9 protein-coding genes are annotated in these 14,967 nt (G+C 50.6%); 6 read left to right on the top strand and 3 right to left on the bottom strand.

Annotated elements, in window-relative coordinates; translation table 11 throughout:
- Position 1 precedes the first annotated feature (1 nt).
- Positions 2 to 1,630, top strand: a complete 1,629-nt coding sequence (locus PsAD46_RS18755) for a CTP synthase (RefSeq protein ID WP_057465503.1) — start codon at positions 2 to 4, stop codon at positions 1,628 to 1,630.
- A 23-nt stretch (positions 1,631 to 1,653) separates the two neighbouring features.
- Positions 1,654 to 2,508, top strand: coding sequence for a VOC family protein (locus tag PsAD46_RS18750; RefSeq protein WP_208981920.1), 855 nt, complete (start codon positions 1,654 to 1,656; stop codon positions 2,506 to 2,508).
- Between the two features lie 59 nt (positions 2,509 to 2,567).
- On the opposite strand, the gene PsAD46_RS18745 is transcribed toward PsAD46_RS18750, so the two are convergent.
- Positions 2,568 to 6,995 (bottom strand): hypothetical protein, encoded by a 4,428-nt coding sequence (locus tag PsAD46_RS18745; protein WP_063307593.1) that lies wholly within the window; start codon positions 6,993 to 6,995, stop codon positions 2,568 to 2,570.
- Between the two features lie 305 nt (positions 6,996 to 7,300).
- Between PsAD46_RS18745 and PsAD46_RS18740 the strand changes: the two genes are divergently transcribed.
- Positions 7,301 to 8,728 (top strand): TolC family outer membrane protein, encoded by a 1,428-nt coding sequence (locus PsAD46_RS18740; RefSeq protein ID WP_057462377.1) that lies wholly within the window; start codon positions 7,301 to 7,303, stop codon positions 8,726 to 8,728.
- Between the two features lie 11 nt (positions 8,729 to 8,739).
- Positions 8,740 to 9,138 carry a hypothetical protein gene (locus PsAD46_RS18735; protein ID WP_208981919.1) on the top strand — a complete coding sequence of 133 codons (399 nt, stop codon included), beginning with the start codon at positions 8,740 to 8,742 and terminating at the stop codon, positions 9,136 to 9,138.
- 9 nt (positions 9,139 to 9,147) lie between these two features.
- Here PsAD46_RS18735 and PsAD46_RS18730 read toward each other — a convergent pair whose 3' ends face one another.
- On the bottom strand, positions 9,148 to 11,487 hold the full coding sequence (locus tag PsAD46_RS18730) for a type I secretion system permease/ATPase (RefSeq protein WP_063307591.1): 2,340 nt from the start codon (positions 11,485 to 11,487) through the stop codon (positions 9,148 to 9,150).
- A gap of 171 nt (positions 11,488 to 11,658) precedes the next feature.
- On the opposite strand from PsAD46_RS18730, the gene PsAD46_RS18725 reads away from it, so the two are divergent.
- Positions 11,659 to 13,002, top strand: coding sequence for an HlyD family type I secretion periplasmic adaptor subunit (locus tag PsAD46_RS18725; RefSeq protein WP_208981918.1), 1,344 nt, complete (start codon positions 11,659 to 11,661; stop codon positions 13,000 to 13,002).
- Between the two features lie 6 nt (positions 13,003 to 13,008).
- Complete coding sequence (locus tag PsAD46_RS18720) at positions 13,009 to 13,845, top strand: transglutaminase-like cysteine peptidase (RefSeq protein WP_208981917.1); 837 nt, start codon at positions 13,009 to 13,011, stop codon at positions 13,843 to 13,845.
- A gap of 21 nt (positions 13,846 to 13,866) precedes the next feature.
- Here PsAD46_RS18720 and PsAD46_RS18715 read toward each other — a convergent pair whose 3' ends face one another.
- Positions 13,867 to 14,823, bottom strand: coding sequence for an ornithine cyclodeaminase family protein (locus PsAD46_RS18715; protein WP_063307590.1), 957 nt, complete (start codon positions 14,821 to 14,823; stop codon positions 13,867 to 13,869).
- Positions 14,824 to 14,967 lie beyond the last annotated feature (144 nt).

Raw genomic sequence — 14,967 nt, 5'->3', positions numbered from 1 at the left:
CATGGCACGGTACATATTCATCACCGGTGGTGTTGTTTCTTCTCTTGGGAAGGGACTTGCCTCCGCAGCTCTTGGTGCGGCTTTACAGGCGCGCGGATATAAGGTTCGGCTCCGTAAACTCGATCCTTATTTGAACGTTGATCCGGGTACCATGAGCCCTTACCAGCATGGTGAGTGTTATGTGACCGATGATGGCGCAGAGACCGATCTGGATCTTGGCCACTACGAGCGTTTCACGGGGCGTCCGGCAAATAAGCAGGACAACATTACCACTGGTCGCATCTATCAGGATATTATTGCGAAGGAACGTCGCGGTGATTACCTTGGCGGTACCGTGCAGGTGATTCCTCACGTGACTGACGCGATCAAGAACTTCGTGCTGGATGGCAACGAAGGGTATGACTTCGTGCTGTGTGAGATTGGTGGCACCGTTGGTGACATTGAAGGTCTGCCGTTCTTTGAAGCTATTCGTCAGCTGGGCAATGATTTGCCACGCGGACAGGCTGTTTACATCCACCTGACACTGCTGCCTTACATTGCAAGTGCTGGTGAAATGAAAACCAAGCCGACACAGCACTCTGTTAAAGAGCTGCGTTCTATCGGTATTCAGCCAGACATTCTTATGGTGCGCTGTGATCGTCAGATCCCTGAGAATGAGCGCCGTAAGCTTTCCCAGTTCTGTAATGTACGCGAAGAAGCTGTTATTCCGGCATATGATGCGAAGAGCATTTATGAAGTGCCGCTGGCCTACCACAAGGAAGGTCTTGATGAGCAGGTTCTGGATGCATTTGGCATCACGGGTGCTCCGGCTCCAGATCTTTCCCGTTGGGAAAGCATTGTAAACTCTCTGTTCAATCCAGAGGGTGAAGTCACCATTGCGATTGTTGGCAAGTACACCGTTCTCAAAGACGCATATAAGTCCTTGATTGAAGCGCTTGTGCATGGCGGAATTTCGAATGGTGTGAAGGTCAATCTTGAGTGGATTGAATCTGAAACATTTGAAAAAGAAGACCCAAGCGAGTTCCTTGCCAATGTGAATGGTATTCTCGTTCCTGGTGGTTTTGGTGAGCGCGGCTCTGAAGGCAAGATTGCTGCTGCACATTATGCGCGTGTGAACAACATTCCTTACTTCGGTATCTGTTTTGGTATGCAGATGGCTGTTGTTGAAGCTGCGCGTAACCTTGCGGGTATTGCTGATGCGAGCTCCACCGAGTTTGGCCCAGCCAAAGAGCCAGTTGTTGGCTTGATGACTGAGTGGACACGCGGTAACGAAAAAGAACAGCGTCAGGCAGAAGGTGATCTGGGCGGTACCATGCGTCTTGGTGCGTATGATGCAGTTTTGAAAGCTGACAGTAAGATTGCTGCGATCTACGATTCCACTGAGATCTCCGAGCGTCACCGTCACCGATATGAAGTGAACATCGGGTACCGTGATAAGCTTGAAGAAGCTGGTCTGATCTTTGCTGGCACCTCTCCTGATGGTGTTCTGCCTGAAACGGTAGAAATTGATAACCATCCTTGGTTCATCGGTGTTCAGTACCATCCAGAACTTAAATCACGCCCGTTTGAACCGCATCCGCTGTTCTCCTCCTTTGTAGGTGCTGCGCGCGATAATAGCCGTCTGGTTTAATCTGCTGTTTTGGGGGAAACACTTTGACCAAGGGAATCGACCACATTGTACTTGCTGTAAACTCTTTGCAGGATGCAGCAGGGCTTTGGGAACAGCTCGGATTTAAGGTGACGCCAATTGCGCGTCATCCTTGGGGCACGGAAAATCGCCTCGTTCAGCTGAACGGCAGTTTTCTTGAGGTTTTGGCGATTGGCGAAGGTGCTGAGCTGTCAGAACCAAGTGAAGGTGTTTTCTCCTTTGGCGCGTTCAATCGCGACTTCCTGCTGAAGGGAGAAGGTGCTTCCATGTTCGTCATGGACAGCACGAGCGCGGCGGACGACCGTAAAGCATACACTGCTGCCGGTCTTCCTGAGTATGCGCCATTTTCCTTTGAGCGGATTGCTGTTTCTCCAGAAGGCGATGAGCGTCAGGTTGCCTTTGATTTGACGTTCACGACAGATCCACTCAGTGCGGAACTTGGCTTTTTTACCTGCCATAACAAATTTCCGGAAAACTTCTGGAAGTCAGAGTATCAATCCCATCCGAACACTGTACGCGATCTGAGTGAAGTTATTTTTGTTGCAGATGACCCTGCAGATCATCATGAATTCCTGAAGGCGTTTATTGGTGAGCGTACTGCACGGCTTTCCAGTCTTGGTGTTGAGATTGAAACGTCTCGCGGGGTGGTCAAAGTTCTTTCCCCAAGCGCCTATGAGAGCCTTTATGGGGTTAAAGCTCCAGCTAACCGGGCAGGCCTTAAACTGGCTGCCTTTGGCTTTTCTGCTGCAAATCTTGAGAGCTTTGGGGAATATGCTGAAGCGCTTGGCGGACGCAAATACGGTGATTTCTGGGTGATTGAGCCAGAACGAATGGCCGGTGTTGCCGTGATCTGCAGCTGATCCTTTTAAACCCCGGGGCTATCGCTTTCGGGGTTTTTCTTTGCGTTGAGCCTGATGAGTTATGCAGTGACAACGAGTGGTGCCTGATTTTCATCCACGATCAGCTCCAGTTGAGCTGGTGGAGATGAAAACTCCATGACCTGCACCATGTTGTGGTTTGTTCCAGCTCCATCCTGATCAAAACTTAGAACGCCTCCTGATAGCTGGAAGTAGTCTCCCACATTTTGCTGCGTGACTTGTTCTGATCCAATCAATTCTGTCACATCCAACCGATCAGCGTCATCTCCAGATGAATCATAGTCCGTGATGAGATCTGCAATTGTGAGATTGGAGAGATCGAGCACAAATGTATCGCTGTCTGCTCCACCTTCAAGTGTGTCCCTGCCAGCCATTCCTGCAATCTTGTCTCGCCCTTCCATGCCGAATATATGATCGTCACCATCGAGCCCTTTGATGAGCTCGCTGGTTTGAGTTCCCGTAAGCACATCATTCCCAGATGTGCCGAGGATAGGTGGTGCTGCCTGCTTGATGGAAATGAGATGGCTATCCGTATCTGTATCGCCATCACCATCTTCAACTGAAATGAAAAACTGCAATGTTTGGTTTTGGGGAAAGTCCAGCCCTGTGTTGGCGGTAAACTCCCATGTGCCATCTGAATGGATGGTGAGTTCACCTTGCTGCGTATAGAGCGTGGTTTGTGTGTTTGGAGCCAGATTGACGATGTGTTGATCGTTTACGTCTGTGTAGACGGTCACTTGCGCGTACCCATCCGCGCCAGAGCTGAGGGAGAATGTATCGCTGATTGTCTCTCCCTCAGTTACGACGTTCTGTGTGTCTGAGATGTCGATGTCTGGATTGTCATCTTTGATTGAGATGTTGGTGATGCCTAGAGCAGTGCTGCCATCTGTATCCGTTGCGACAATAGAGACACCTAATATTGTGAAATCGCTGGTTCCGTTGGTCACATGCGGAAAATCTGCAAGCAGTGTGGCAGTTACTTGAACTGAACCCGTGGATCCAGCTGCAATGGATGAGCCTGTCAGGGCCAACTGAATAATGTTTTGGCCATTAATTGAGCCTGTGAGTGTCTGTTTATCAGCTGAAAGGGCCCAGTTGATGGAATTGACGACTGCGCCACTGTCATCACGGACCTCAATATTGGATGTGTCTCCAATCGTGAAGCTGACAATATTGTCAGAGCCAGCTGTGAAACTCAGGGTATCGCTTTGTGTTTCTGCCGTGCTTGCTGGGTTTGAGCCAATCACATCACCCGTCGGCTCATTGTTGCTGATCTGATCTCCCAAAGCGCTCTCATCAAGACTTAAAGCGATAATGTCGCCACCAAAGGGATTTGTGCCATCGGTGATGGTGATGGTCTGTGTGTCTGAGGTGGTGTCGCCATCAGCATCTGTTGCGGTGATGGTGAAGGTTTGCTGCTGCGGATCATCGTTGTCGAGATTGGTCGCAGCTTCAAAGGAGTAGGTACCATCCGGATTGACGGTGAGCGTCCCTTTAGGCAGCGTGAACGTGGCAGATGTGTTGGTGGAAAGGGAGATGGACTGGTCGGCTTCTCCGGGTACTGAGACAGTGATCTGTGTGACGCCATCAGCTCCGGGGCTAAGCGACCACGTGCCGTTGAGTGTGTTGCCTTCTGCGACTGAGGCTGGTGTGTCTGTGATGTCCAGTTGTGGTGCGTCGTCAATGATGTTGACCTGAATGTCAGCGTTGACTGTGTCTCCGTCATGATCTGAAGCGTTTATGGTGATGCCGTTGATCTTGATGGGATTTCCGCTTGCATCATGGGGAAAGGCATCCGTCAGTGTGGCTGTGACCTGAACCGAGCCTTGTTGACCTGCTGGGATGGCTGAAGCATCCAGTGCCAGAATGATTGCAGGCGTGCCGTTGATTGAGCCGATAAGTTGACCATTTGAGACTGCCCAACTGATATCGAGAGCCGCATCTCCATTGGTGATTGTAATGCCTGAAGGATCACCAAAAGCGAATGTGGTGAGCTCATCAGAGCCTGCTGTGAAGGTGAGGGTACTGGAGATGTCTGTCTCAGTTGTGCTGGTTGGATCAGAGCCTGTGGTGCTGCCAACAGCCAGATCATTTTGATCCTGTGTTGTATCAAGGGCTGCTTCATTGACCGTGAGGATCAGATCTACCGCTTCACCGGGCAAGTTGTCTGGCGGTGTCGGTGAGGCTCCGTCGGTGATCGTGATGGTCTGTGTGTCTGACGTGGTGTCTCCATCAGCATCTGTTGCGGTGATGGTGAAGGTTTGCTCTTGTGGATCATCGTTGTCCAGATTGGTAGCAGCCTCAAAGGAGTAGGTACCATCCGGATTGACGGTGAGCGTACCTTTGGGCAGCGTGAAGGTGGCAGTTGTGCTGCCCGAAAGAGAGATGGTCTGGTCGGCTTCTCCAGACACTGAGACAGTGATGTGTGTGACGCCATCGGCACCAGGGCTAAGCGACCACGTGCCGTTGAGTGTGTTGCCTTCTGCGACTGAGGCTGGTGTGTCTGTGATGTCCAGTTGTGGTGCGTCGTCAATGATGTTGACCTGAATGTCAGCGTTGACTGTGTCTCCGTCATGATCTGAAGCGTTTATGGTGATGCCGTTGATCTTGATGGGATTTCCGCTTGCATCATGGGGAAAGGCATCCGTCAGTGTGGCTGTGACCTGAACCGAGCCTTGTTGACCTGCTGGGATGGCTGAAGCATCCAGTGCCAGAATGATTGCAGGCGTGCCGTTGATTGAGCCGATAAGTTGACCATTTGAGACTGCCCAACTGATATCGAGAGCCGCATCTCCATTGGTGATTGTAATGCCTGAAGGATCACCAAAAGCGAATGTGGTGAGCTCATCAGAGCCTGCTGTGAAGGTGAGGGTACTGGAGATGTCTGTCTCAGTTGTGCTGGTTGGATCAGAGCCTGTGGTGCTGCCAACAGCCAGATCATTTTGATCCTGTGTTGTATCAAGGGCTGCTTCATTGACCGTGAGGATCAGATCTACCGCTTCACCGGGCAAGTTGTCTGGCGGTGTCGGTGAGGCTCCGTCGGTGATCGTGATGGTCTGTGTGTCTGACGTGGTGTCTCCATCAGCATCTGTTGCGGTGATGGTGAAGGTTTGCTCTTGTGGATCATCGTTGTCCAGATTGGTCGCAGCTTCAAAGGAGTAAGTACCATCCGGATTGACGGTGAGCGTACCTTTAGGCAGCGTGAATATGGCAGATGTGTTGCCGGAAAGAGAAATAGTCTGGTCGACTTCTCCAGGGACTGAGACAGTGATCTGTGTGACGCCATCAGCACCGGGGTTGAGCGACCACGTTCCGTATAAGGTGTTGCCCTCTGCGACTGAGGCTGGTGTGTCTGTGATGTCGATCAAAGGTGCGTCATCGATGATGTTAATGGTGATGTCACCAGTTGCCTGATTGCCTTCTTCATTGGTCACGCGGACTTTCAGCAGATCCTGCGGTGTGCTGTTGCTGTGATCACCTGATGCGTTGAGCGTGTAGGCCCAGCTGTAGGTTCCGTCTGGATTAATTGTGATTGTGTAGGTGCCGTGGGGCGTGGTGATCTGACCGCCGCTGGTGACATCTATCCAGATATTTTGTGAGGGATCGCAAACCTCGAGTGTCTGGAGCGGGGAAGAGCCACTCTGGATATTCATCGGTCCGGCAGTTTGAGTGATGGTCTGTCCAGCTTCGGTGCCAGACGCGAGGCCGGATTCGTATACATCATCAGTGTTGCCTGCGAAAAAAGCAGGTGTCACTTGCGGATCGGATAGGTCTGGCGTGGATGTGGTTTGTTGGTCAGGTTCGAATGCGCCATCTCCTAAATCACGTTCTAAAACCTCTTTATCGCGCTCTGAGGGCAACAGGAGTGGTGTGATTGGGAAAGCCGGCTGGACGACGATTGAGATTGGTTCGAAATCATTTCCGCTGCCAATGAGCTCATCGTTGGCAGGTAATGGAGACTGAGGCTCATTGTTGCCGCTTGAGGGCTCAGAGGCGCTTGATGTACCTGATGAGGTCTCTGGACCTGCACTTGGTTCTGCGTTTCGCGCAGCTGCAAATGCTGTTTGAATTTCCTGAGCGGTGAGGAGTTGATTTTCAATCTCAATAGAAGGTGGATTGTTGCTGTGACCTTCAATGATCAGACGTGTGCCATCTGACAAGGTGATTTCGGTGGTGCCATTGGCGGTCTGGATGTCTGCAAGCTCCAGGCCTGATGGCAGCAGCAGAATTTCTCTGACAGGATCCCATTCTATCTCATTAAGAAGCAGGTTCATGCCACGTGGTTGACCATCTAACGGCGTTTCTGACGTTGTTTCAATGTTATCAGGAAGTTCGATGATAAGCTGGCTGATGTTTGGCGCTGCTGAGCTGGCCTGTTGTTGAGGCCTACTCTCCGGCTCGGGGACCTGTTCAGGTGTTGGTTGATTGGTTGGAAGCGCTTGAGGTTCACCGGTTCTGGTATTCGGCATGCAAGACTCCCTTTGCAAACTGGAACAGGGCGTAAGCGCACCTTTTCTGAATGAGAAGACAACGTCTCGCTGAAATTGTGCTGCTTAATTCTAAATCAAATGGAGTTCAAATTTATATATACATTATACAATACGCATAACTGACAATATTAGAGGTCGTGTCTGTTGAGTCGATGTTGCTATTACTTTTTGAGTTATTGATATTTATTACACTTAATTGCGTGAGGAATGACATTATATTAAAATAAAGTAAATTAAAGCTTCAGTTGCCCGGTTGTCTCAAGTATTGCGTAGAGGGCGTGTGTATGAAGTTGTTTGCGCCACTTATTCTTGGCGTTGCTGCCGTTGGCTTGTTGAGCGGAGCAGGCCACGCGATGTCTCTCAGAGATGCAGTTAACCTTACTGTCTATAGCAATCCTGAAATTGGAGAAGCGGTTTTTGACCGCAATGCGATTGGCTTTGAGCTGAAACAAGCTAAAGGCGAATGGTTGCCGCGTCTTGATCTTGAATTTCGCGGGGGCGCAGAATGGGCTGATCGCAGTTTTACCCGTCAGCGGGATCAGTTTTTTTATGGTCCTTATGAAGTGAGAGCGACAGGTCGGCAAAAACTTTTTGATGGATTTGCGACGACCTATGAGATTGAACGTCAGAGAGCTCGTCTGGATGCCACGTCTTTCCGAGTTTGGGAGCGTTCTGAGTTCATCGGCCTGAGTGCAGTGCGTGCCTATGTGGAAGTTTCCCGTCTTTTTGAAGTGAAACAGTCTGCTCAACGCAATATTGCTTATCACTCCAAAGTTGCCTCGGATATGCGGGCAGGTTTGTCTCGCGGGGTTGTCTCCGTTGCAGACGTTCAACAGGCAAGTGAACGGGTGTTTGCTGCACGGCTTGCATTACAGGAGGTTGTTGAAGAGCTTGAGCTTGCTGAAGCCACATTTATTGAGGTGGTGGGCAAGCCTGTAGGACGCTTGGGGGGCGTCCCTAGTGTCTCTCGGCGTATTCCTGGCACGCTTCCGGATGTGTTGAATGTAGCACGGCGGAACAATCCGCTGATTGCGTTGCGCAAAGCCGATGTAGATGCTGCGAATGCGCAGATTAAGATTGCAGAGGCAGATTATTATCCAAGATTGGATTTGGAGCTTTCCTCGCGTGTAGGCGAAAACCTGAACGGATTTCCTGGCGTCAATAATCAGGCAACAGCACTGGTTGTCATGCGTTGGAACCTCTTTAATGGCAATATCACGAAGAACAGGCGAGCTGAGCAAGTTGAGCGGGCAGGTGAGGCACGGATGAGAACGGCGCGTGCTTTCCGTGAAGTTGAGCGGGAAACGCGTGCTTCCTGGATCCGGCGTGTTGAGCTTTCCAAGCAGCTTGCAATCATCAAAAAACAGCTTTCAGCATCACAACAGCTTCTCATTTCATATGAAGGCCAGTTCACCGTTGGACAACGAACTCTGCTGGATGTTTTGGATACACAAAATACAGTCTTTTTTACTGAAGTCTCCGAGATTTCTGCCCGCTATGCGCAAACCTTTGCCAACTACCGATTGCTGGCAGCAATGGGCGGTTTGCTGGAATCGTTTGATGTTCAACCTCCTGCCCAAGCCGAAGCGGGCTATCGCAAAGTACGGGATGATGAGGAAACAGAGGGCTGGCTGCCGGGCAAAGTGTTGCCAGGCGTTTCAGCTCAGTGGGCGCGTGGGACACCTGTTGCCATGCCTAAACCGAAACAATGAGGGAGAGGACTTTGGGCAGACTTAAATTTGCAACGGGCTTGAGCGGTCCTGCACTCCTCATCTGGGGGGCTGCCATGTCTCTTTCGGTTTGGGCTGGGGATGCTGTCAGCGCGGACCTTGCCGTTGCCACCTCTGATTATTATCGCGGTGGTGTGTGCTACAACTTCAATCTGCGACACCCTGAGGAGCTGCACAGCGAAATTTCTGTTCGGGTACGTGATTATTTTGAGGAGGCGAATACCGTTGTTGTCTCTGCGCAGCGCAGCTCAATCGTGCAGTTGCGATTTAATTGGGCGTTGGAAACAAGAGACTGGTGTGGAGTTGCCATTGGCTACATGAAAGATGCGGTTTGGGATGATGAAGCCGTCAATCGCTGTCTTTGTTTTCGCGAATACATGAGAGAGTACTAAGTCTTCAGGTCATCCAGTTCCTTTTGAAAGGATATGGATGACTTTTTCCTTTGGGCCATCAGCGAGAATACGGCCCTTATCCAGAATGATCAGCCTATCAACCAGAGAAAGTGGCGCGGTGCGGTGTGTGGCAATGACTAAAGTTTGCTGCGGGGTGACCGAGGATGAGAGGGCATTGATGAACTGCTGTTCGGTCTGGCCATCCATCATGCCTGTTGGTTCATCCAGATACAATAGTTTTGGGGTGCCTATGAATGCTCTGGCCAGGATGAGCTTTTGTCTTTGCCCGGATGATAGATCACGGCCACCTTCCTCAATCAATCTGGCAAATCCGTGCGGATGGGCATCGATAAACTCCAATGCTCCGGAAAGCTCACTTGCTTTGACCAGCGCTGCATCTGAGGCTTCAGGGCGACCTAATTTGATGTTGTCTCTGATGGATCCAGAGAAAAGGCTAGCATCCTGCCCGATGTAACATATGGATCTTCGCAGTTCCGTGGGTGCAAATTGCTGATGATCCAAATTGTCGATGGCGTAACTTCCTGACTCTGGAGAATAAAGACCGCTTAATATTCGGCCCAGAGTGGATTTGCCCGAACCGACAGGCCCGAGTATTGCGATGCGCTCTCCTGCAGAAATGGATAGGTTCAGGTTTTTCAATGTTGGTTCTGCAGCCTGCGGATAGGTGAAACTCATATTCTTTAGCGAAACCTGAGCGTGATCAATGGTTTTGCTCAGGTGCCTGGAGGCCCACGGTGTTTCTCGTGGTAACTGATTGATGGCGTCCAGTCTTTTGTAAGCGGCTTTGACCTGTTGGAACCGTGCGAGAAAGCTGGAAAGTGTTGCTAGTGGGGCAACAGCTCGTCCCCCAAGGATCACACAGGCGACAATGCCGCCCATGGAGATAAGCTTTTCTGAGAACAGATATGCGCCTGTGACCAGAAGTGCGACTGTGGTGAGTTGCTGCAAAAAGCCCGTTAGGTTTAAAGCCCAGGTAGAAAGCGATCTGACTTTGTTTTGCGCTGAGGCTGCTGCGGCTGTGGCACTCTCCCATTTGCCAAGAAGCTGTCCTTCTGCGCGTTGGAGTTTGATTGTCTCCAAGCCGTAGAGACTTTCTACCAGCAGTGCATTTCGCAGCGTAGCATCAGCAACTGTTGCTTCCACGGCTCTTTTGAGAGGGAACTGCATCAGCAGTCCAATTGTGACCACGCTCATGATTGCTGCAAGAAGCGGATAAACCATGGGGCCGCCGATATACCAGATCAGGCCAAGGAACATACCGAGGAAGGCAAGGTCCGTGATGGCAGCGATTGTTGCTGAGGTCATGAACTCGCGAATGGTTTCAAACTCACGCATTTCGTTGAGGAAGCCTGCAGTGCTCGCAGGGCGATGCGCCATTTTCAAGTGCATTGCCTGATCAAACAGTCTGGAGGAAATTATCAGATCAGCTCGTTTACCTGCAAAATAGATTAAGGACGCACGCAGTGACTTCAATAGTAGGTCAAATAGTAACGCGCCCGCTACGCCAAGAGTGAGAACCCAGAGTGTAGGGAAGGCCGAGTTGGGTAAGACACGGTCATATACGTTCATGGTGAAAAGCGGTGAGGCCAGCGCTAGCAAGTTGATGAAGGCAGCAGCAAGTGCAACGAAGGCGTAGTCTCGTGCAACGGCTCTAATGCCACTGAAAAACCAATGGGAATTGTCTTCCTTCGCTGTTTGCTCCTGTGAACCCTCTGGTTTGTAAAAGGGCTTTGCAACAATGATTTCTCCGCTGCAGAGCGCTTGAAGCTCATCCACCTTAGCCAGAACGGCGCCGCCATCTGCATGCGGGAGGGCGACAGCATAGGATTTCTCATCGTACTTTTCCAGAACAACCAATGCACCACCGGACTTGAGGAGTAAAATTGCAGGAAACAAAAGTGAGGAGAGATCTGTGACTTTATGATGGAGAGCCTTGGTCGAAAAGCCAGCGCGTTTGAGAGCTTTTTGTAGTAAGTCAGCAGTGAGTTTGCCCTTCTCCAGGGGAAGACCTGCGATGAGGTTTTCTGAATTTGCTGGCATGTTGTGTTGAACCAGCAGAATTTCGAGACATCCCCGCAGTGGATCAATCTCGATTAAATCTGACAGTTGAGCGTTTGATGTCGCGTCCTCTGCAGGTTTTGTGTTTTCAGGTTCCCGTTTTGCATCTTGATTTTTATCTGACGTAACAGTCGAAACTGAGGCTTCGATGACTGGGTCACTCTCTTCATGCGTGGAAGACATTTTAGTCGTTGTAGTGTCTTCCTCGTTTACGGGAGGTGGCGTCTTTTCTTTTCTTGTTTTCGGCTTGGCCGTTTTTGTCAGTTCCAACCTGCAATTCTCCGCAATAGATCCCCGTAGTATTCAGAAAAACCAAGGAGAGTTACCTTTGGTAAGGATAACTTGATTCCGGCTGGTCGCGTGCCTCTGGAACTTGTTGGGGAGTTTCTAGGGGGATTATCTTTGCGCCTATTGCATCTGATGGAACGGGTCACAAATTGGATGAGGCTTGGATCTGAAACCACACGGCTTCCGCGTGGTGCTGCGCAGGTGTCAATTGGTTTGGAAAATGCCGTTTTTGCACGCACGCGCTTATTGGTCCTGATGATTGGATTGCTTTTGATTTCGTTCGTCCTTTGGGCCGGTTGGGCACAGCTGGAAGAAGTTACCCGTGGAGACGGACGTATCATTCCATCTGCGAAGATACAGGTTATTCAAAGCCTTGAAGGTGGGATTGTTAAAGAAGTGCTCGTGAAAATGGGTGACCTCGTCAGTAAGGGAGATGTCCTGATCCGCTTAGATGATACGGGCTTTTCTTCCAACCTGGGTGAACTGGTGGCAAAGCAGCTAGCATTGGAGATAGCTCGTGAACGGTTGGATTTTCAGTCCGTCTGGCCTGAACGTGGGGAGGAGTTAGCTTATAGTGACCACTATCACGAGAATGCTCAGCAGATTGTTGCTTCGGAGTTGTCTCTTTTTCAAGCCAATCTGGAAGGATTGAAGGGCCAAGTTGCAATCAACCGTTCGCGCGTTGCACAGCGTATGGCGGAACTTGAAGCCTCTGAGAACCAGCGACGGAAGGTTCTTGATTTATTGCGTCTTGCAAATGAAGAAAAAGAGTTGAAAGCGCCGCTTGCTGAAAAGCAGATCATTCCGCGTACAGATATGCTCAAACTTCAGCGTGAGATTGGTGATCTGGAAGGGCAGGTCAATACGCTTCAGGTCACAGCAGGACGTTTGCAGGCGGCTGTTGAGGAGGCTGAACAGGAAATTGAAGGTGTTTACACCAAGTTCCGGCAGGCAGCCCGCGCAGAGCTGAGTGAGGTGCAGGCTCAGTTGGATATTATTGCAGAAGCTTCCAAAGGGGCTGGTGATAAAGTCGATCGCGCAGATATTCGCGCCCCCATGGATGGCATCGTCAACACGATTGATGTGAGCACAATTGGCGGCGTGGCTTCACCTTCTCAGCAGCTTATGACCATCGTGCCCGTTGAAGATGTTTTGCTTGTTGAGGCAAAGGTGAAACCTCAGGATATCGCCTTTATTCACCAAGGACAGCAGGCGCTTGTTAAACTCAGCGCTTATGATTTTTCCATTTATGGAGGACTGGATGGGCAAGTTGAGGGAATTTCTGCAGACACTGTTTACGACGAAAATACTCGTGAGCAGTTTTACTCCGTAATTATCAAAACGAAACAAACTGAGTTAGAAAGTCGCAACAAGAGTCTTCCCATCCTTCCGGGGATGGTCGCCTCCGTCGATATACTCACTGGAGAAAAGAGTGTGCTTTCTTACATTCTTAAGCCAGTTAATCGTGCACGTGAGGAGGCGCTAAGAGAACGGTAATGCGTTATGGCTCTTCCGGAATACCGGGGCAAGCACCGTAGAAAACGTGGTTTGTTACGACGAAGCTTTGTAGGGATGGTGGTCAAAGCCGCTTTTCTGACTGGCATTGTGGCCAGCATGTCCACTGCGCAAGCTCATAATCTGCGGTTTAGCTATCAGAGCAAAGTGCGCCGCCGCCGTCTGTTTTCCCTAATGAGGTTTACGGGGCCAAACGCTATAAAGAAGAGGGAAAGCTTTGGGTTGTTTGGTTCGGTTGAAATTAGTGGTGGCAACAGCCAAGCTTTCAGGAAATGGCAGGCCGTACTGCCTGAATGCGACCAACAACTGGCCTCCTTGAAAGAGTGCTTTGCCGGAAATCTGCGGTGTGCAGGCTCCGTTGATTATTGGTCACGCATTGTCCGGGGTGTCGGGAACAATAAATCACTGCGGCAGCTTTCGCTGCTCAACTCTTACATCAATGAAAGTGCCGGATACGATCCTCAAGCGGTTGCCGCTGGGCGGGCGGACGTCTGGCGCGCGCCATTGCAGTTTCTGGGCTTGCGCGGTGATTGTGAGGATTACGCGATTGCTAAGTATTTCAGTTTGTTAGCGCTGGGCTATGAAGAAACGGATCTGCGAGTTGTTGTGGTGAAGGATAGCATAAGACAAGTCATACATGCAGTGACCACGGTTCAGTTTCAAGGTGCGTGTTATGTGCTGGATAGTTTAAGGCCAGTTGCGACCAAGGAGATCGACCTGCTTCATTATCAGCCATTGGTGTCTATGCAGCGGGATCTGCACTTTACACACTTCAGGACAGCAGAGATGCGGCAACGGTTTTGGGCTCAGCACAGGAATGGATAACCGTGCTGAGCGAAGACTTATCTATGCGTTTAGCAACTCTTTTGAGTTCTCATAGGCAAGGATTGCTCCTGCCAAGTCCTCTAATGCAGCTCCAACTGATTTGAAGAACGTAATCTCGGTTTCACTTGTTCTGCCATTGTTGCTGCCTCTGGTGAGATCATAAAGATCAGCTTGAACATCCTCAGGCTTCAACGTGCCATTCGCAAGCGGGATGGTCAGGTCCCCGGCTTCTTTCATCGCACCTGCGCGGGTGTCGACAAAAATTCGTGAGCGGGAGATCACCGCATCATCAGCCTCGCGCATGTTTGGAGTGAACCCGCCCACAAGATCAAGATGACAGCCATCGGACAACCATTCACCTTGTATGAGGGGATCATTAGACAGTGTTGCAACGGAAACGATATCAGCCTGCTCAACAGCTCTGTGAAGGGATTGCTCAGCTACAACCTTGACGCCAAGTTTTGCGCTTAGTTCTTGCGCATTATCCCTGGCTTTTTCGAAGTTCCGGCCCCAGAGGGTTACAGTTTCAATCTGCCTTGTTGTGCAATGCGCCTCAATGAGGTTTGCCGAGAGACGGCCCGTGCCGACCATTGTCAGGGATGTTGCATTTTTGCGAGCAAGGTAATCAGCAGCAAGGGCAGAGGCTGCCGCTGTGCGACGCGCTGTAAGCTCGCCGCCATCAACCAACGCTAACGGTGCACCAGTCTTGCCGTCGGAGAGCAGATAAGTGGCGGAGACTGCAGGAAGACCGGCATCTGCATTACTTGGAAAAACGCTTGCGAGTTTTACGCCGAAATAGGCACCTGATTGCCAGGCAGGCATGAGCAGTAAGGTGGCATCTGCTTTATCCGGCACGCCCATGGTGTGATGGTGCCGAACCGGCATTTCGCAGCCTTCTTTGAACATTGTTCTCAAAGCCTCGACCAGTGGCCGGAAGGGCAGGGCGTTTTTAGTTTGGGTATCGGATAACTGTAACATACCCGTTTCTCCCTTATAATTTGCGAAAGGATGTTCTGATATCTCACAGGACTAGCGGGCGACGGATGTGTTTGTCACTTGAGTTTTCGCGAGAAACGGGTTGTATGCACAAAGAAGCCCGCCGTTTGTACGGCGGGCTGTCTT

It is taken from the genome of Pseudovibrio sp. Ad46 (assembly GCF_001623065.1).
Classification (GTDB): Bacteria; Pseudomonadota; Alphaproteobacteria; order Rhizobiales; family Stappiaceae; genus Pseudovibrio.
This window is presented reverse-complemented; position numbering and strand designations above follow the sequence as displayed.

Coding starts and splice junctions, on each gene's coding strand:
- PsAD46_RS18720 (WP_208981917.1), top strand. CDS start 13,009: ATGGCTCTTCCGGAATACCGGGGCAAGCACCGTAGAAAACGTGGTTTG.
- PsAD46_RS18740 (WP_057462377.1), top strand. CDS start 7,301: ATGAAGTTGTTTGCGCCACTTATTCTTGGCGTTGCTGCCGTTGGCTTG.
- PsAD46_RS18715 (WP_063307590.1), bottom strand. CDS start 14,823: ATGTTACAGTTATCCGATACCCAAACTAAAAACGCCCTGCCCTTCCGG.
- PsAD46_RS18725 (WP_208981918.1), top strand. CDS start 11,659: ATGAGGCTTGGATCTGAAACCACACGGCTTCCGCGTGGTGCTGCGCAG.
- PsAD46_RS18745 (WP_063307593.1), bottom strand. CDS start 6,995: ATGCCGAATACCAGAACCGGTGAACCTCAAGCGCTTCCAACCAATCAA.
- PsAD46_RS18755 (WP_057465503.1), top strand. CDS start 2: ATGGCACGGTACATATTCATCACCGGTGGTGTTGTTTCTTCTCTTGGG.